Source organism: Pseudomonas sp. Irchel s3h9, from assembly GCF_900187475.1.
Classification (GTDB): Bacteria; Pseudomonadota; Gammaproteobacteria; order Pseudomonadales; family Pseudomonadaceae; genus Aquipseudomonas; species Aquipseudomonas neuropathica.
On the sequence record NZ_FYDH01000003.1, the window covers coordinates 105546 to 125020 of the forward strand.

Genomic DNA, 19475 nt, shown 5'->3' on the forward strand with positions numbered 1-19475 from the left:
CGGTTATTGCCGGTCCGGCCGTGAGTAACCTGATATGTATCACTCACGGCGCAATCTTCAACGCCAGTCTGCCCCCGTCAAGGGCGGCTCGATGGTCCCGGTTTCGGCGTGACTCGATCACCTTCTTCGGCCTCATCGGCAAAACTCTGCAGATCGATGATCTCCCGACGTGTCAGCTCGAGCCGTTTCTGGGTGAGCAGCCGTTCCATCGCCTTGCCCAAATCTTCCAGTTCCCGATCGTACTGTCGCGCATCGATTTCACCCCGAGAAAGTCGATCATCCAACACACTCCAGCGCTCTTGGCGTTGCTGATCAACCGCGGAGTCTATCGCCTGCATCTCCAGCGGAAGGCGTTCCTCCAGATAGGTGATCCAGTAATCGCGGGCGATCATGCTCAGTGGCAGTGCGTCAGTTCGTTCCGCCTCGAGGATCGAGGCCCGGGTCTGATTCAGCAGTTCACCGCTGAGGGGTACGTCATAGAGCATGTATGTCGGCTGCCCGGGCAGATCCACCCCATCGCCCCAACCACCGGTCAGACCGATGCGATATTTCAGGCGCACCTCGGCACGATCCCTGCCCCGCCCTGCGGCGTCAGCCAGCGTCTCGATCCTGTCCAGACGAAACAATTGCCGGGACAGACGCAATAACGCCCGGCCCCTTAGCGCCATCCGATGCACCGGGATGTCGTGCAGTGCCCGATACACCGACACCCGCACTTCCAGATCGCTGAATGTCAGAATCCGCCCGTCCGGGCACGTGCCATGGCTTTCAGCGCCGAGAAACAGCAACTGGCGCAATTCGCTGTTCTCCGTGGCTGCTTGCATGACATCCCACATTCTGCGCGTCAGGTCGGCCGGTACCAGCCGGAAGTCGTCCGTGTCGCGCAACAAACGCAGCAGCTGAAAAAAACGCTGGTGATCGGGTTCTCGCGCCAGTTGCCCCCAAATGTCCGCTCTGCGAGCCGCGAGCGTCACATCGCTGTGCTGGAGCCACGGATCTCTTGATCTCGGTGCCACATCGTTGACCGGATCCAGGACCTCTTCGACAGGCAGCACAGCGGCGTCAGGATCGTCCAAGTCCACATTGCCGGCGGCGTCTTCGGGAATGCCGACCGGTTCTGCGCCACCGAACAGATCGCCGAAAAGGTGTGTGTCGATCATCGTCTCAATGTTTCGGCGTGACATTCCCAGCACGTGCAACGCCGACTGCTCACGCGCATAGCGGCGCATGTCCTGCAAAGCAGAAAGGGACAAGCGTCGATTCTCGGAGAGATTGGTCCCCTGGATCAGACGCTCGTGTTCGCCGTTGAACAATTCCCCGGGAATGTGGGTGAGTTCGTTGCCGCTCAGGTCCAAGCTGTGCAACTGCGGCGCCTCGAATACACGGCCAGGCCATGCGGTCAGGTGGTTATAGCGCAAGTCCAGGGTCTGGACGGCGCCAAAGTCGGGCGGGTTGAATACCCGAAGTTCGTTGTAGCCGACATCCAGCCTGCGAAGGCGCGCACGGGCCATCAACGGGTAAAGGTCCGTCGCGTCCGCGAGATCGCAATACTGCATCTCCAGGCGTTCAAGATGCTGCATCCGCAGGACCGGCCCAGGCACCGACACCAGGGGATTGCCACTGATATACAAGATTTCGACGTGGGGAAAAGCCCTGAGAAACCCGTCCGAACCCCGTGTGGTCATGCCCACACCGCTCAGATCCAGCGTTCTGACTGCAGGGATCGGAACTGCCAGCTCCGGCAAATCACCGGTTTGCAGGCCTTGGAAATCCAGGTCCAGCCGGGCTCTGTCGACATGCTCTGTGAGTCCGTCCAGCCAGGCTTCGAAGAGGCGCCTCGCCGCGACCGATCGGTCTCGCGCATTGATCCTGTACGTGTCCGTGCGCACTTCGCGGGTATACAGCCAGTCATTCGCTCGACGGACCAATGCCTCGCAAAGGTGCTGCCATTCGGTGATCCGTGCTTCGATCTGCGCATCGCTCGCCCCCGACGCCCGCAGATTCTGCAAGTGAAGTCGCGCTTGCTCGACCGGCATGATGCGAGTCAAACGTTGCAACTGCGCCGAGGGCCCCGTTTGCCCTTGAAGCACCGTCGCGGCTTCTGGAAGCGATAACATCAGGTCGATAAACGACCAGCCTGTTTCCGCAGGAGGGAAAAGCTCCGGCACCGGTTCTGCAGCGAATCGTGCCAGCGTGCCCGGCCCCAGGCCCCTTTGCTGCTCGATTCGCTGCAGCGCCCCGTGCAGGCTTGCTTCACCCTCAGGACTGAATACGTTACCGGCCAGGTTGGCTCTCATCAGCGCGTCGGGATGGGTCAACACCGACGGTGGCAGTGACGAGATCCGGTTGTCTCGCAGGTCGAGCCACGCCAACCGAGGCAGGTTTTCGGCACCGGCGGGCCAGGCACGCAACTGCGTCGATCTCAGGCCCAGGGCACGCAATCGGCTCAACAGGCTGACATCGATGTTGCCCAGCGGGTTGTTACTCAGATTCAACCTACTGAGACGCTGCAACCCGTTGATCTGCCGCTGCACAACAGGCGTTACCTCAATCCTGTTGCCCGATGCATCCAGATGCGTCAGCGCTGACAGCTCATCCGCCGCAAAGGGCAGCTCGGTGAAGGTATTACCGCTGAATTCAAGTGATTCGACATGACTGAATGCGCGGAGAAAGTGCCGAGCCTGTTCAATGGGGACGTCCAGCCTCCCCAGGCGCAGTGTACGCACGTGGGAGAAACTGCCTGCCGGCAGTGGCGGCAACTCGGTGATCAAGTCTGCAGCCGTCAATACGGCTTGGCCTGATCGGGTAACCGGCAGTTCAAATGTCGCCACGTTGGCGGTCAGGCCGTACCGTTGGCGAACCGTGCCATACCAGTTGGTCTTGAGCGCGTTCACAACGTCGGCGTTGGGCCCCATGGACCATTGCCGCCGAAGGGCAGCATAGCGTGTTCCATGCCGCAAGGCAGGTGTGTAGAACGCAGCGAAAATGGCTTCATGCTCCGCCCGAAGCTGTTCGATGGCGGTAACTCTTGCCTGCGGTGTCACCCAGGTCGCGTTGAACGCTTCGGATAACGGGTCAGTGAAACTCGGCATTGGCGCCATCGTATCGAGCTCGGCGCGGCAGAACTCGCCGACCATCTGATGCAGATCGAGCAGGTGGCCCAGTGGGCCGGAATATTGGCTGACGTATTCGTAAGCGCGCCGGAAGGTCGCCGGGGTCACCCTCGACCAGTCGAGCGCCAGCCCGGCCCAAAGTTGCTCGTGATCGTGATACAGCGATTCGGACAGCGTCTCTATCAACGTATGCGTCAAATCCAGACGCTCAAGATGCTCAAGGCGCTCGACGTACGCGGGCCATCGCCACAAGGCACGGGGCGCGTCAATGCGCAGGCTGCGCAGGCGGGTCAAGGGCGTCAGGTCAAGTTCATGCAGGGTGGCTGAGTCGACTCCTGAATAATCGATGCGCAGCGCTTCCAGCCTGACAAGCGAGCTGAGCCGTTGAGAAAAGCCTGGCGCCAGTAACGCCGCATCGGTGGAAAAACGCAGCCGGGTCAGTCCGGGCATCCGGCCGACCGCCTCCGGCAGGGTCGTCAGCGCGCCGGCCACAGACGTGGGGCGATCAGTCTGTTGCCCCAGCTCGCCGATCGACAAATCCGTGACATTCGGGAAGGCCACCAGAAAACCGTCCGCATGGGTATCCGTTATGCCCAGCCCCGCCACGGACAGTTCATTGATATGGGCAAAACGTGTGGAGAGCGCAGGCAACGGCGTATCGCATACCAGCGAGAGACGCCCGGCTTCCACCACTTGCCCGGCCAACGGGCCATTGCGCCAGGCATTTCTGAGTGCCTGAGCAACTTGCGCCCTGTGCAGCGCAGCCCGACTCCCGGTCGGGCCGGCCTGCCATTGCTCAAGGGTGGTATCGAGTCTTTCCCAATCCAACCGACGGAATTCCAGTTCGCGGAAGATCTGCGCATTACTTCTGCCGCGTTGCTGGGTGAGGAACGCCTCGGCCTGCCGCGCCTCCGGATAGAGATGCGCCACCCGTGACTCCAGCGATGGCGCAAGGCTTGGGCCACGGCCACTGGCATAATAGCCCTTGAGCCTTGCGCTCACCCGCACCGGTGGTTTGAACGCTTTGGCTTGCGGCGCGAGAACGTGCGCAGCTTGACGCCGATGAGCATGGGCCGAGCCGATAATTTTATGTTGCAGTTCGCTGCCAGGGCTTCCTTCCGGCAAGTCAATGGCCAGGCGTATGTCATCGGGCAGCGCCTGCAGGAGCGAATGATAGAAACTGTCCTCTGCACCCGACATCCTGCTGAGCGCTTCTGCGCGATCACCAAAGGCCTGATAAGCAGGCCCATTCTTGACCAGAGAGCGTTTGACCGGTGCTGCTGGCTCACCGACGCTGTCGAGCACTGCGCCGGTTGTGCTGCCCTCGCGAATTTCCAGGCGCAATGTCTGCGGCCATCCTGGCAACTGTTCCAGAGCAAACAGTGCCAGCCTTCGGCTGTCTGCTGAAGCCAGGGTCTCGCTGTGCAAACCGGCGAACGCACGAACCTGGCGGCCTTGGCGAGCATGCCAGCGGGCCTCTTCGAGCATTTTCAAGGGGGATCGCCCGGTAGCGTCCATTCGGGCCAGTTCCGCCGCCGTTGCATGATCGAGCACATCCTGTGCGGCCGCATCGCTGAGTCCGGGACATTCACGCTGCAGCATGCGCCCACGTATGCCGAGCGGTTCGCTGCCTCTGTAAAGACTGTCGAAAATGGCCGACTGACGTGTATGGGCATAATCGGCGAGCCTGCGACTGAATGCGTCTGGCCTCGCTGGACGAAACTGCGCGTCGGCCGGGCCCAGTAGCTGGCCTACTTCGTTTTCCTGCAGCGCTGCCAGAATTCGCGCAGGCATTTCTCCGTTCAATACCTGCGCACGGCTGATACGGATGACCGGTTTGGGATCAAACCCGGGCAGGGTTGTCTGCGCACCGTACCGAGTCGACGATCCTTCGCCCTCGGCACCGACGAAAAACTCCAGTATCCGATCGGCCGGCCAGTGTGGCATTTCGGTGACCAACGGCAGTGCGTACAGATACCCCTCATCAATGGGCCTCGCTCCGCGCAGTTGCTCGATCATTTGCCTGGCTCCCCTATCGGCGCGAAACAGACGCATCGCGTCGTGCAATTCGGGAGGTGGCGGCAGATGATCCATGTGCATTTTGCGCAAGGCGTTGTCACTGACGGCGCTGATATCGGCCAGCATCAGCAGGGATTCATCGCTGAAGTCATCGGTGATGTGCCCCATGCGCCGCAGCAGTGTCAGTCGCTCCCAGTTCATCGGCTGTTCCAGCGCCAGCCGCCAGGCGCCCTGACCGTTATGACTCAGGACGGGCTGGTAAGCGTCGGCATCTGTGGGATGTTTGAGCCGCCATTGAGCGGTTGACTCGTCGAGTATCTGCTCGTAGAACCTTCCGCCGTGGCGAAAACAGATTTTGCCGTCGATCCGGTACTGCCCCTGTGCATTCGGCCGCACTGATCCACTCAACGTAAGGTGCTGTTCATAGCCAGTGAAGTCGGGCTTCCACAATCGGGTTTCGCCGCTGGGCAAAGTCACGGGGTGCAGTTGCTCCATCAGCGGCTCCGCTTTTACCGCCGTCAGCCATCTGAAACCCGCGCCGGCAGCCGCCATTACACCGATCTGCGCGAGGTTTTCCGCCACATCCACCAAGTGCGCCTTGGCGGCGTGCCTGTCACCCTCGCTCCATTCGACCACGCCCTCGATGGTTTCGAACAACAACTGGCCAGCCATCACCACGAGCATGATCTCGCCCAACACCGGCACAAACATCGACGCCACATTCAGCGCCAGGAGTCCGAATTGCAGCAGGCCTGACAGTTTGGCGTTTCGTGCACTGGCGTCCGCGTCGGCGGTTGGAACCGCGTGGCAGCGGGCATCCGCGAAGACCTTCTCGCGGTGCTTTTCGTAGAGATAGGTCCAAAGGTCGGAATTGGCAGCCCAGGGAAAAGCCTGCACGTGAGGCCTCAACGTGGCGGCAATATAAGGATCGGGCTCCGGCACCCTCTTCTCGTATTTGGGTGAGGTTTTCCAGATCTCGACAGCGGTCAGTGTGACTTCCAGTATTTTGCGCCAGGGCGACGTCAGCCAATCGGCCGCAGAGTCGGCAACCTTCACGAACTGGCTGAAATAGTAAGGACGTTTTTCGTAGGGCAAGAACTGGCTCAAAAACCGCTGGTAAGGCGTCGGACCGATGTCTGGCGACTGCCCTTGAACGCGAGCGGTAAGCAGCCGCTTGAAGGTGCTCTGCATTTGTGTGCCGGTATAGCGCTTCAGCGGATGTACGGGATCATTCGGCACGTAAAGAATCACTGCCTCGGTGGGGCGATTCCTTTCGGCGATCTTGAACGCAACACACCCCACCAACCTGTGCCTCATCAGGCTCAGGTCCTGAAACCAGACCTGATTGCGACCGATTCTGGGATGTCGCTCACCTCTGATGACAGAAATGATCATCGCGTGGTCTTCCGGCAGAATGTCCTTGGTCAACAAAGCTCGATCAGCCGCCGCGCGCATGGCTGATTTTTGGCTGGCAATGAACCGCCGGCGCAACCTCGCCTCGGCCTTGGGTTTTTTGGGATGGAAAAACGAATCGAGATAGGCCTGATACTTCGCACCGATATCCAGTTCACGGCACAGGCCAAGAAAGTTTCTGACCGACACGTTTACCGGCACAGCCGTGTGGACCTCCGTGGCAGGGTTCTGGATTGCAAACCCGGAGCTGTGGTGAAACGCCCCGTACCGACATTCGTCACTTTCAAAGTTGTGCAGCGCAGCCTGCAGCAAAGGGAGCGTCAAGGATTCGTAAGTTCCGATTTCCTCGCCGAGGATACCGGCGCGTATGGGTCGCCGGAGGCATAACAGGGTTTTGTCGACATCAACCTCGACCTGAAAACGGCTTTTCAGCGCCTGCATCAGCATGGGTCGGGCGAACGCATCAATGTCCTTGAACGCCGCCATGGTCTGGTCCAATCGCGTTTGCGTGCTGAAACTGTGTCTGTAGGTTTCATGCAAAATACGACGTTGTGCCGGTGCCATCGCGCTATACCAGTGCGGCAGGACGGTCCTCGCCTGTTTGAACTCGGCCTTTCTGAGGGCAGAAGCACCGATCAGCCATGGCGGCACCGCAGCCTCCAGAAAAGGCCCGTGCAGGCTCTCGGTAGCAGGCGGTGGTGCAGGCTTGTCCGTGGCTTGAGGAATAAGGAAATCGGGGGACATACATTGCTCCTATAAATGGAGCGACAGCACATCACTTGTATCGGTGGGTTGAGCGGTACAGGGTTATAGCAGTTGTAACGACGTGTCTGCGAACAGCCGAGCGCTATTTGACTATGCTTGAGAGGCACAACTTTCAGCGGAGGGATTTATGGACGATCCAGTCGACAACAAACCGCCGACCTTCTGGCAGATGCTGCACAGCGTGATGGCGGCGGCGTTCGGGGTGCAGAGCGGCAAGAACCGGGCAAGGGACTTCACCCATGGCAAACCCAGCCATTTCGTGATGCTGGGCATTCTGTTCACGGCGGTGTTTGCGCTGACGCTGTTTGCCATCGTCAAACTGGTGCTGCATTTCGCCGGGGTCTGACGCGGTCAGCGCATCAGGGTCTGCAAGGTGAACGGGTAGCGATACGACGCCGGTTGCCCCTTGGCCGAGAGCTTGCGGAAATTCACGCCGTAGTCAGGCGACGTGCCCATGGCCAGCATTTGCCGGGCGTGCGCTTTGTCGATCAATTGCAATAAGGGAATCTGCCGGTCACGGCCGCCGTAGTGATTCAAATCGACGCCTTGCTCAACATCATGCAACTCGACCAACGCCCAGCCGCCCAGGGTGAAATGCCCGCCGACCAGCGCGCTCAAACGCCCGTCAACCAACGCCTGCAAGGCCGCCGGTGAGGTATTGATTGCACTGAACAAGGCATCTTTGCCGGGGACTTTGCCGGTCTCTGCGTAAGCGCGCATCGCGCCGAAGGCCATCTCATCATTGGCCGACCACACCAGCGACACCTTCGGGTAACGGGCAAACAGCTGTTTGGCCTGCTCATAGGCGCGCTCTTGGGTCCAGCCGCTGTAGACCAATTGCCGCAGACGCATCTGTGGGTGTTCGGCCAACGCCCGCTGCATGCCGCGCTCGCGCAATTGTGCCGAGGGGGTGACCTTCAACCCGGAGAACGCCAACACTTCAATCGGCTCAGCAGCAGGCGTCGGCGGGTGCAGGCGGATCAGTTCCTTCATCATCAGGTAACCACCCTCCTCGTCGTTCGGCACCAGGCTGCCGATGCGGTCGTTCCGCTCACCGACCAGCGCTTGCTGGTCAGGTGTCAGCGCCGCGTTGACCATAAACAGCTTCACGCCGCTGTTCTCGGCCAGGCGCAGAATTTGCGGGGCGACGTATTGTTCGTTGACGAACACCAGGTACTCGGGACGATTCGGCCCCTGCAACGCAATGCGCGCCTGAGCCAGGGTCAGTTCGGGTTGGCGTTGGGAATAGAGAATTTGCAGATCGATGCCCAGATCATGAGCGGCCGCCTGCATGAATTGCGAATAGCTGACCCAGAACGCTTCCTGCGTCGAGCCCGGATTCAAAAACAGCACAGACTCTGCCCGCGCGCCGGTCTGAAACAGCGCGGCGAACAACAGAAGACTGATGTGGACAAACTTGAACATGAAGCATCCAGGCCCAAGGAAAAATGGCCGCGCATTATAGCCCGCGTTCCACCGGCTATTGATGCCTGATCCCGTTTTTTGTCCGACAATCTGTCGGAAGCGGGCCCGGATGGGTCGTTTACTGATGACTGACCCAGAATACCGCTGTCCCTACTACGAGAATGATCAGGAACAAAATGGCCCACGCATCGACACTGCTGTCGCTTTTTCTTGCCTTGGTCGGATTGCTCATTGCATCGCCTCTTGTCGGTTTTGTCGGTGATTGCAGAAAGACTCGACCACAGTTAAGACGATGATTGTCCGCACGACAAATGTGGGTTAGTTGACAGCCATTCTCGTTAGGCGATTTGGTTCTTTACATATACTCAAACATCACTTTTGCGCATAACTGCAAACGGGTATATTGCCCCGGCTCCGTTAGGGAGTGCGCGGCCGTGCGCGCAGAATTGCAGAGGCACAATCGGACTCCAGCAAGCGAAAACGCAGTGCTACTCCGAATGGCCCAAGCCTGAGAACAGGACTTATATGTACGTATACGACGAGTACGATCAGCGGATCATCGAGGACCGCGTCAAGCAGTTCCGTGATCAGACCCGACGCTATCTGGCAGGTGAGCTGAGCGAAGAAGAATTCCGCCCCCTGCGCCTGCAAAATGGCCTGTACATCCAGCGCTTCGCGCCGATGTTGCGTGTGGCGGTGCCTTACGGCCAGCTGACTTCGCGTCAGACGCGCATGATGGCCAAGATTGCCCGCGACTACGACAAGGGCTACGCCCACATCAGTACGCGGCAGAACGTGCAGTTCAACTGGCCGGCGGTGGAAGACATCCCGGACATTCTGGCTGAACTGGCCACCGTGCAGATGCACGCGATCCAGACCAGCGGCAACTGCCTGCGCAACGTCACCACCGACCAGTTCGCCGGTGTCGCTGCCGACGAAGTGATCGACCCGCGCCCATGGTGCGAGATCGTTCGTCAGTGGACCACGTTCCACCCGGAATTCGCCTACCTGCCGCGTAAGTTCAAGATCGCCGTCAACGGTTCGACCGCTGACCGTGCGGCCATTGAAGTTCACGACATCGGCCTTGAGCCGGTGCACAACGCCGCTGGTGAGCTGGGTTTCCGTGTGCTGGTCGGTGGCGGCCTCGGTCGTACTCCGGTGGTCGGCGCGTTCATCAACGAATTCCTGCCGTGGCAGGACCTGTTGAGCTACCTCGACGCGATCCTGCGCGTGTACAACCGCTACGGCCGTCGCGACAACAAATACAAGGCGCGGATCAAGATTCTCGTCAAAGCGCTCACGCCGGAAGTGTTCGCACAGAAAGTCGATGCGGAAATGGAACACCTGCGCGGTGGCCAGACCACTTTGACCGAGGCTGAACTGCATCGCGTCGCCAAGCACTTCGTCGACCCGGACTACAAGGCGCTGGACAACCAGACCGCGCAACTGGCCGAGCTGGACAAAGAACATCCAGGCTTCGCTCGCTGGCGCACCCGCAACACCCTGGCGCACAAAAAGCCGGGTTACGTGGCCGTGACCCTGTCGCTGAAACCAACCGGCGTTGCCCCGGGCGATATCACTGACAAACAGCTCGACGCCGTCGCCGATCTGGCCGACCGCTACAGCTTTGGTCAACTGCGCACCTCGCACGAGCAGAACATCATTCTTGCCGACGTCGAGCAAAGCCAGTTGTTTGTCCTGTGGGGTGAGCTGCGTGAAGGCGGTTTCGCCACGCCTAACATCGGCTTGCTGACCGACATCATCTGCTGCCCTGGCGGTGATTTCTGCTCGCTGGCCAACGCCAAGTCGATCCCGATTGCCGAGTCGATCCAGCGTCGCTTCGACGACCTCGACTACCTGTTCGACATCGGTGAACTGGACCTGAACATCTCCGGTTGCATGAACGCTTGTGGTCACCACCACGTCGGCCACATCGGCATCCTCGGGGTGGACAAGAAAGGCGAAGAGTTCTATCAGGTCTCCCTCGGCGGCAGTGCCAGCCGTGATGCGAGCCTGGGCAAGATCCTCGGCCCGTCCTTCGCCCAGGAAGCCATGCCGGACGTGATTTCGAAGCTGATCGACGTGTACGTTGAACAACGTACCGAAGACGAGCGCTTCATCGACACCTACCAGCGTATTGGCATCGACCTCTTCAAGGAACGCGTCTATGCAGCGAATCATTAAGAATAACGCGGTCGTCGACGAAACCTGGCACTTGCTGCCCAAGGATTTCAACATCGACGAGATCAGCAACTGCGACGACCTGATCGTGCCGCTGCAACTGTGGCGTGAACACAGTCGCATGCTCAAGGCTCGCGACGGTGGTCTGGGTGTGTGGCTGGACGCCGACGAAGAAGCCGAAGAAATCGGTGAAGACGTCGCCGAGTTTCAGGTGATTGCCTTGAACTTCCCGGCGTTCACCGACGGCCGCAACTACTCCAACGCCCGCCTGCTGCGTGACCGTTACGGTTTCAAAGGTGAACTGCGGGCGATTGGTGACGTGCTGCGCGATCAACTGTTCTACATGCACCGCTGTGGTTTCGACGCCTTTGCCGTGCGTGCGGACAAAGACCCGTACGAAGCTTTGGAAGGTCTCAAGGACTTTTCGGTGACCTATCAGGCCGCCACCGACGAACCGCTGCCGCTGTTCCGTCGCCGCTGAAGGTTTGCTGCGGACAAAAAAACGCCGGTCATGTGACCGGCGTTTTTTTATGCCTGCTCGAATTACCAGAAGCGCTGCTGGGTCAGCCGACTCCACCAGCTCAGCAGTACGCGGTCGACCGAGCCGCTGGCGGCCATGCCAATACGTTCCTGCAAGCTTTTGCGCTCGGCGTAGTGCAGGTGGTAGACCTCAGCCTTTTTCGCCCGGTCGGCCAGGTATTCATCACTGGTCTTTAGTTCATCGACCAGTTGTTTATCCAGCGCCGCGACGCCGAGCCAGACTTCACCGGTGGCCACATCATCGATGGCCAGTTGCGGGCGATAACGCGCAACAAAGTTCTTGAACAGTTGATGGGTGATGTCCAGATCTTCCTGGAACTTCTCCCGGCCCTTCTCGGTGTTTTCGCCAAACACGGTCAGGGTGCGTTTGTACTCGCCGGCGGTCAGTACTTCAAAGTCGATGTCGTGCTTCTTCAGCAAGCGGTTGACGTTGGGCAACTGTGCAACCACGCCGATCGAACCAAGAATCGCAAACGGCGCGCTGATGATCTTCTCGCCGATGCACGCCATCATGTAGCCGCCGCTGGCCGCGACCTTGTCGATGCACACGGTCAACGGCACGCCGGCCTCACGGATCCGCGCCAATTGCGAGGATGCCAGACCGTAGCTGTGAACCATGCCGCCACCGCTTTCCAGACGCAGGACCACTTCGTCCTTTGGCGTGGCGAGCGTCAGCAGTGCGGTGATTTCATGGCGCAGGCTTTCGGTGGCCGAGGCCTTGATGTCGCCGTCGAAATCCAGCACGAACACACGCGATTTGGTGTCGGGTTGTTTCTTCTGCTTCTTCGCATTTTTCTCGGATTTGGCCTCGCCCTTGCGCAAAGCCTTGAGCTGATCCTTGTCGAGCAACGTCTGCTCCAGGCGCTCACGCAGGCCCTTGTAGAAATCATTGAGTTTGCTGACCTGCAACTGGCCGGCCGATTTGCGCCGGCCCTTGCTGCGCAATGCGGCAAAACTGGCAAGCACCACCAGAATGGCGACTACCAGGGTGACGGTCTTGGCCAGGAAGCTGGCGTATTCGGTGAAAAACTCCACAAAGACTCCTTAAACGATGCGCGGATGTGAGACACACGCGGGATGGTTCCAGCATACCCATGCGCCGGCTTGTCGGCCAGCCGTGAAACCTCTGGCAACACCCCTGTAACGGGCATTTCAAACAAGCGTATGTTTTTTCATTGACAGCTACCCGTCATCCTCATAACCTCGCCACAACCTTCAACGTACCGGGATGACGCGGACGTGGGCAGCATCTACTTGATACGACATGGCCAGGCCTCCTTTGGTGCAGACGACTATGACGTCCTGTCGCCGACCGGTGTGCGTCAGGCAGAAATCCTCGGTCAGCACCTCGCTGAACTGGGCATCAGCTTCGATCGCTGCCTCGCCGGTGACCTGCGTCGCCAACAGCACACGGCCACCAGCGCGCTGGCGCAATACGCCGCCAAAGGCCTGCCGGTGCCGACCCTGGAAACCGATTCTGCGTTCAACGAATTCGATGCCGACGCGGTCATTCGTGCGCTGCTCCCGGACATGCTGGCGGACGAGCCGGAAGCCCTCGACATCCTGCGCAACGCCGCACAGAACCGTGGCGAATTCCAACGGATTTTCGCCTTGATCATCGAGCGCTGGCTGGCCGGCACTTTTGACACCCCGGGGCTGGAAAGCTGGCTGGGTTTCGTCGAACGGGTTCAGGCCGGGTTACACCGAATCCTTGAACAGGCCGGCGACAAACAGAAAATCGCCGTGTTCACCTCCGGCGGCACCATCACCGCCCTGCTCCACCTCATTACGCAAATGCCTGCCAGACAGGCCTTTGAATTGAACTGGCAAATCGTCAACACCTCGCTCAACCAGCTGAAGTTCCGCGGTCGCGAGGTGGCTTTGGCCTCCTTCAACAGTCATGCACACCTGCAGCTGTTGAAGGCACCGGAACTCATCACTTTCCGCTGAGTCCGGTTAACTGTGAACCTTGCTGTAATCAACCCATAAGGATCGAACCATGACCTCCGTAGCCGATGCCGTAAAAGCAATGCAAGCCAAGTTCAACCCAGCCGCTGCTGCCGGTCTGGATCTGGTCTTCGGTTTCAACATCACTGACGAAGACAAGCAGTACTCGCTGATCGTCAAAGACGGCACCTGCGATATCCAGGAAGGCGAGAACCCGGACGCCAACTGCACGCTGGTACTGGATAGCGAAACCCTGAAAGGTATCGTCAGCGGCGAAACCGACGGCATGCAGGCTTTCATGGGCGGCAAACTGCGCGTTGAAGGCGACATGATGCTGTCGATGAAACTGTCCGAGCTGTTCCCGTCGTAATAGCGCGTTCAGTGACACAAGAATCCCGCCCCCAGTGGCGGGATTTTTGCGTTTCGGCCCTGTAGGAACTGCGGCACGCTGCGATCTTTTGATCTGGCTTTTTAGAACGCAAAGTCAAAAGATCGCAGCCTCGTTTCACTCGACAGCTCCTACAGGGTTACCCGGTGAACGAAGCGGCCAGCAACTCTCGGGTATACGGATGCTGCGCGGCATGAAACAGCGCATTCGTCTCGCCACGCTCCACCACCTCACCGTCCTTCATCACAATCAAGTCATGGGCCAACGCGCGCACCACCGCCAGGTCGTGGCTGATGAACAGATAGGTCAAGCCGTGTTCCGCCTGCAAACGCCGCAATAACGCGACTATCTGTTTTTGCACCGTGCGATCCAGTGCCGAGGTCGGCTCATCCAGCAGGATCAAGTCAGGCTTGAGCACCAGCGCCCGGGCAATGGCGATGCGTTGCCGCTGACCACCGGAAAACTCGTGGGGATAGCGATGGCGGGTGGCCGGATCAAGACCGACTTCACGCAGCACATCGATCACCGCCCTCTCACGCTCATCGGCGTTCAAATCACTGTGCACCTGTAAACCTTCGGCGATGATCTGCTCCACGCACAAACGTGGACTGAGGCTGCCGAACGGATCCTGAAACACCACTTGCAGACGTTTGCGCAGCGGCCTGAGTTGCTTGCCGCTCAAGTGCTCCAGCGCCTCGCCCTGAAAGCGGATGCTGCCCTGGGCATCCAGCAAACGCAGAATCGCTTGGCCCAGCGTCGACTTGCCGGAACCGGACTCGCCAACAATGCCCAGGGTTTTGCCGCGCTGAAGATTCAAATCAATGCCGTTGACCGCGTGCAACCAAGACTTCGCGCGCAGCCAGCCACCGCCCAAACGGAAGCGCACATTGAGATCGCGCACCTCCAGCAAATCCTCAGCGGGTTCCCGACACAACGCCTCGCCACCCGGCTCGGCGTTGAGCAACTCAATGCTGTAAGGATGCTGCGGCGTGCTGAACAACTGTTCACAAGGCGCCTGCTCGACGATCAATCCTCCACGCATGACTGCCACCCGCTGAGCGATATTGCGCACCAGATTCAGATCATGACTGATGATCAACAGCGCCATTCCCAGGCGCTCCTGCAGTTCTTTGAGCAGCAACAAAATCTTGCGTTGCACGGTCACGTCCAGCGCAGTGGTCGGCTCGTCGGCAATCAACAACTGTGGCTCGCAGGCCAGCGCCATGGCGATCATCACCCGTTGTCGCTGACCGCCCGACAATTGATGCGGATAAGCCTTGAGCCGTTCGCGCGGACGTTGAATGCCCACCAGTTCGAGCAATTGCACAATTCGCTGACGCGCCGCCGCCCCGGCCAGCCCCTTGTGCAGCGCGAGGCTTTCGCCCAGTTGCCGCTCAATCGTGTGCAAAGGGTTCAGTGAGCTCATCGGCTCCTGAAAAATCATCGCGATGCGGTTGCCACGCAATTGGCGCAAGTAGCGCTCATGTACGCCAAGCAACTCCTCGCCAACATAGCGGATGCTGCCATCAATCTGCGTGATGGCCGGGTCAAGCAATTGCAGAATGCTGTGCGCCGTCACCGATTTACCGGAGCCGGATTCCCCGACCAGCGCAAGACATTCGCCGGGGCGGATATCAAGGTCGATGCCGTGCACCACAGACTGGCCATTGAAGGCGACGCGCAGGTCGCGTATTTCGATCAGATGTTCGGGCATATCAAGTCCTCGGATCAAACGCATCGCGGCAGGCTTCGCCGATGAATACCAGCAGTGAAAGGATCAGCGCCAAGGCAAAGAACGCGGTCAGGCCAAGCCACGGTGCTTGCAGATTGCTTTTGCCCTGACCGATCAACTCGCCCAGCGAAGCGCTGCCGGCCGGCATGCCGAAACCGAGAAAATCCAACGCCGATAACGTCGCGATCGCCCCGGTAAGAATGAACGGCAGGTAGGTCAGCGTCGCGCTCATGGCATTGGGCAGGATGTGCCGAACGATCACCTGCGCATCGCCCACCCCCAGCGCGCGTGCCGCTTTCACATATTCCAGGCCACGGCTGCGCAGAAACTCGGCCCGCACCACATCGACCAGGCTCAACCAGGAAAACAGCGCCATGATCCCCAGCAACCACCAGAAATTCGGCTCGACGAACCCGGACAGAATGATCAGCAGGTACAACACCGGCAGCCCCGACCAGACCTCCAGCAAGCGCTGACCGATCAGGTCGACCCACCCACCGTAGTAGCCCTGCAATGCCCCGGCGGCGATGCCGATCAGCGCACTCGCCGCGGTCAGCGCCAAGGCAAACAGCAGCGATACACGTGTGCCGAAAATCACCCGCGCCAGCACGTCGCGCGCCTGATCATCAGTGCCCAGCCAGTTGTCGCCACTGGGCGGACTCGGTGCCGGCTCCGTGAGGTCGTAATTGACCGTGTCGAACGCGAACGGGATCGGCGCAAACCACAACCGCCCGCCCTGCCCCTCGATCAATTGCCGCACCTGCGCGCTACGATAGTCCGGTTGAAACGGCAACTCGCCGCCGAAATCCTGCTCGGTGTAACGCTTGAACGCCGGGAAATACCATTCGCCCTGATACGTCACCAGCAGCGGTTTGTCATTGGCCACCAACTCACCGCCGAGGCTCAGGCCGAACAGCGCGAGAAACAGCCACAACGACCACCAACCACGGCGATGCGCCTTGAAGCGCGCCCAGCGGCGCTGGCCGATGGGAGATAATGTCAGCATCAGGCAGCCCTCGCGGTGAAGTCGATGCGCGGGTCGACCAGCGTGTAGCAAAGGTCGCCGAGCAGTTTTATCAGCAGGCCAAACAGGGTGAAGATAAACAGCGAGCCGAACACCACCGGATAATCGCGCGCGACTGCCGCTTCGTAACTGAGGCGGCCGAGACCATCGAGGGAAAAGATCACTTCGATCAGCAACGAGCCGCCGAAGAACACCGTCACCAACGCTTGCGGCAAACCGGCGACGACCAGAAGCATCGCGTTGCGAAACACATGGCCGTACAACACCTGCCTTTGGCTCAGCCCTTTGGCGCGCGCGGTCACCACGTACAGGCGCGAGATCTCGTTGAGAAAGCTGTTCTTGGTCAGGATCGTCAACGTGGCGAACCCCCCAATGACCAAGGCAATCACCGGCAGCACCAAATGCCAGAAATAGTCGGCCACTTTGGCCCACGGCGACAGCTCGGCGAAGTTGTCCGAGACCAGCCCGCGCACCGGAAACCAGTCCAGCGCCGTGCCACCGGCAAACACCACGATCAGCAGCAGCGCGAAAAGGAATCCCGGCAACGCATAGCCGATGATGATCGCCACGCTGCTCCAGACATCGAACGCCGAGCCGTTATGCACAGCCTTGCGAATGCCCAGCGGAATTGACACCAGATAGGTGATCAACGTCGCCCACAGGCCCAGCGACAAAGTCACCGGCAGCTTCTGCCAGATCAGTTCCGTGACGCTGGCACCGCGAAAGAAACTCTGCCCGAAATCCAGTCGCGCATAGCTTTTGAGCATCAGCCACAAGCGCTCGCTGGCGGGTTTGTCGAAGCCGTACTGACGCTCGATATCGGCCACCAGTTTCGGGTCCAGCCCCCGGGTGGCACGAGACTCGCCACCAACAGTTTCGACATGGCTGGAACCCACCGCCGCGCCGACGCCAATGCCCTGCAAGCGCGCGATGGCCTGCTCGACCGGGCCACCGGGCGCGGCTTGCACGATAACGAAATTGACCAACAGGATCGCGAGCAAGGTCGGCACGATCAGCAGCAGACGCCGCAGGCTATAGCCCCACATGGCTGTACTCCTTGGGCATCTGCGCTGATGTCAGTGCAGTCGGGCTGATTTCCCACCAGGTGTCGAGACCGGCGTCGTAGAGCGGGGCAATCGCCGGTCGGCCGAAGCGGTTCCACCACACTGTGGAAATTCCCGGCGGGTAATAGTTGGGTACCCAGTAATAGCCCCACTGCAACACCCGATCCAGCGCATGAGCGTGGCGCAGCAGACTCTGGCGATTGTCGGCCTGCACCAGCCCTTCGAGCAGTGCATCGACTGCCGGATCGCACAGCACCATGTAATTGTTCGAGCCGGGGTCAGCGGCGCCATCGGAGCCGAAGTAATTGAACATCTCGCGCCCTGGCGCCTGACTCACCGGGTAACCGGCGACGATCATGTCGTAGTCGCGATTGCGCACGCGGTTGGTGTATTGCGCGGTGTCGACCTGGCGGATATCAAAGCCGATGCCGATCTGCGCCAGGTTGCGTTTGAACGGCAATAACAGCCGTTCGAAACCTTTCTGGCCATTGAGAAAGGTAAAGTGCAGAGGTTCGCCATTGACGTTCACCAACTGATCGCCCTGAGGTTTCCAGCCAGCGGCTTCGAGTAGCTTCAGTGCCTGCAACTGTTCGCTGCGGACGTTGCCGCTGCCGTCGGTTTTCGGTGCTTCAAACACCGTGGTGAACACTTCATCGGGAATCTGTCCGCGCAACGGTTCCAGAATCTTCAGCTCTTCGGCATCCGGCAATGCAGTGGCCGCCAGCGCGCTGTGGGAGAAGTAGCTGCGCTGACGCAGGTACATGTTGCGCATCATCTGCCGGTTGCTCCATTCGAAATCCCAGAGCATGGCGATTGCCTGGCGCACGCGACGATCCTGAAACGGCGGTTTCTGCAGGTTGAACACAAAGCCCTGCGCGCCTTGCGCAGCACCGGGTGCGAGGTGTTCACGAAGCAATTTGCCTTGCTCGAGTGCAGCGCCCGCGTAGCCGATGGTGAAACTGGTGGCGGAAAACTCGCGGTTGTAATCGAAGCCGCCGGCCTTGAGCACCTGCCGTGACACGTCGGTGTCGGCGAAGAACTCCACACTCAGTTGATCGAAGTTGTAGAGGCCGCGAGTGATCGGCAGATCCTTGGCCCACCAGTCCTGTACCCGTTGAAATTTCACGCTGCGCCCGGCATCTACCGCGCTGATGCGATACGGGCCACTGCCCGGCGGAATCTCGAAACCGCCGCCCTCGGCGAAATCACGTGTCCGCCACCAATGTTCGGGCAGCACCGGCAGTGTCGCCAGGTCCAGCGGCAAGGTGCGGCTGTCGTTGTTCTTGAAGAGGAAGCGCACTTGCGTCGGCGACTCGACGATGACCTCGGCGACATCGCGAAACTGCTGGCGGTATTTGAGGCTGCCCTGGGTGATGAACAGGTTGAAGGTGTAGCGCACGTCCTCGGCGGTGATCGGTGTACCGTCGTCGAAACGTGCCTTTGGGTTCAGGTAAAAACGCAGCCAGCGGCGATCCGGATCGAGCTCCATCTGCTGCGCCACCAGACCATAGACGCTGTAGGGTTCGTCCTTGCTGCGATAGGCCAGTGGCGCGTAGAGCCAGCCATCGATGTCGGCCACACCAGTGCCTTTGTCGGTGTAAGGAATCAGGTGATCGAACGGGCCGCTTTCCAGGGAAGACCGGCGCAGGCTGCCGCCCTTCGGTGCGTCGGGGTTGGCGTAGGCCAGGTGCTGGAAGTCGGGGGCGTATTTGGCGGCTTCGCCGTAGACGGTCAACGCCACTTGCGGGGCGGCCAAACTGAACGGCGTTAAAAGCGCACATGCGCTGAACAAAATAAGCCTTGAGAACATGGGCAGATCCTTTTACACGGTGCTGCTACTGGCCTCTTCGCGAGCAGGCTCACT

12 protein-coding genes are annotated in these 19475 nt (G+C 59.8%); 5 read left to right on the forward strand and 7 right to left on the reverse strand.

Features of this window, described 5'->3' with window-relative positions; all coding sequences use genetic code 11:
* Window positions 1-77: 77 nt before the first annotated feature.
* Window positions 78-7289 (reverse strand): NEL-type E3 ubiquitin ligase domain-containing protein, encoded by a 7212-nt coding sequence (locus CKW26_RS05700; protein ID WP_095047832.1) that lies wholly within the window; start codon window positions 7287-7289, stop codon window positions 78-80.
* Window positions 7290-7437: 148 nt separating this feature from the next.
* Here CKW26_RS05700 and CKW26_RS05705 point away from each other — a divergent pair, with 148 nt between their 5' ends.
* Window positions 7438-7656 carry a DUF2970 domain-containing protein gene (locus tag CKW26_RS05705; RefSeq protein ID WP_016983294.1) on the forward strand — a complete coding sequence of 73 codons (219 nt, stop codon included), beginning with the start codon at window positions 7438-7440 and terminating at the stop codon, window positions 7654-7656.
* A 5-nt stretch (window positions 7657-7661) separates the two neighbouring features.
* On the opposite strand, the gene CKW26_RS05710 is transcribed toward CKW26_RS05705, so the two are convergent.
* On the reverse strand, window positions 7662-8735 hold the full coding sequence (locus CKW26_RS05710) for an ABC transporter substrate-binding protein (protein ID WP_095047833.1): 1074 nt from the start codon (window positions 8733-8735) through the stop codon (window positions 7662-7664).
* Window positions 8736-9260: 525 nt separating this feature from the next.
* On the opposite strand from CKW26_RS05710, the gene CKW26_RS05715 reads away from it, so the two are divergent.
* Window positions 9261-10919, forward strand: coding sequence for a nitrite/sulfite reductase (locus CKW26_RS05715; RefSeq protein ID WP_095047834.1), 1659 nt, complete (start codon window positions 9261-9263; stop codon window positions 10917-10919).
* Complete coding sequence (locus tag CKW26_RS05720) at window positions 10903-11397, forward strand: DUF934 domain-containing protein (RefSeq protein ID WP_093430863.1); 495 nt, start codon at window positions 10903-10905, stop codon at window positions 11395-11397. Before CKW26_RS05715 ends, CKW26_RS05720 begins: the two co-directional genes overlap by 17 nt.
* Window positions 11398-11459: 62 nt before the next feature.
* Here CKW26_RS05720 and sohB read toward each other — a convergent pair whose 3' ends face one another.
* Window positions 11460-12491, reverse strand: a complete 1032-nt coding sequence (sohB, locus tag CKW26_RS05725; RefSeq protein WP_095047835.1) for a protease SohB — start codon at window positions 12489-12491, stop codon at window positions 11460-11462.
* Window positions 12492-12695: 204 nt separating this feature from the next.
* On the opposite strand from sohB, the gene CKW26_RS05730 reads away from it, so the two are divergent.
* Window positions 12696-13406, forward strand: coding sequence for a histidine phosphatase family protein (locus CKW26_RS05730; protein ID WP_095047836.1), 711 nt, complete (start codon window positions 12696-12698; stop codon window positions 13404-13406).
* Between the two features lie 49 nt (window positions 13407-13455).
* Window positions 13456-13773 carry an SCP2 sterol-binding domain-containing protein gene (locus CKW26_RS05735; protein WP_007912567.1) on the forward strand — a complete coding sequence of 106 codons (318 nt, stop codon included), beginning with the start codon at window positions 13456-13458 and terminating at the stop codon, window positions 13771-13773.
* Between the two features lie 157 nt (window positions 13774-13930).
* Here CKW26_RS05735 and CKW26_RS05740 read toward each other — a convergent pair whose 3' ends face one another.
* Genes CKW26_RS05740 through CKW26_RS05755 form a run of 4 tightly spaced genes read right to left on the reverse strand, consistent with a single transcriptional unit; the run spans window position 13931 to window position 19421 of the window.
* Entirely contained in the window at window positions 13931-15505 is a 1575-nt protein-coding gene (locus CKW26_RS05740) for an ABC transporter ATP-binding protein (RefSeq protein WP_095047837.1), read from the reverse strand.
* 1 nt (window position 15506) lies between these two features.
* Entirely contained in the window at window positions 15507-16529 is a 1023-nt protein-coding gene (locus CKW26_RS05745) for an ABC transporter permease (protein WP_095047838.1), read from the reverse strand.
* Window positions 16529-17593: a microcin C ABC transporter permease YejB gene (locus CKW26_RS05750; RefSeq protein ID WP_095047839.1), complete on the reverse strand. Its 1065-nt coding sequence runs from the start codon at window positions 17591-17593 to the stop codon at window positions 16529-16531. Before CKW26_RS05750 ends, CKW26_RS05745 begins: the two co-directional genes overlap by 1 nt.
* The gene (locus CKW26_RS05755) at window positions 17580-19421 is read right to left on the reverse strand and encodes an extracellular solute-binding protein (protein ID WP_095047840.1); all 1842 of its coding nucleotides are present in this window, start codon (window positions 19419-19421) and stop codon (window positions 17580-17582) included. Before CKW26_RS05755 ends, CKW26_RS05750 begins: the two co-directional genes overlap by 14 nt.
* Window positions 19422-19475 lie beyond the last annotated feature (54 nt).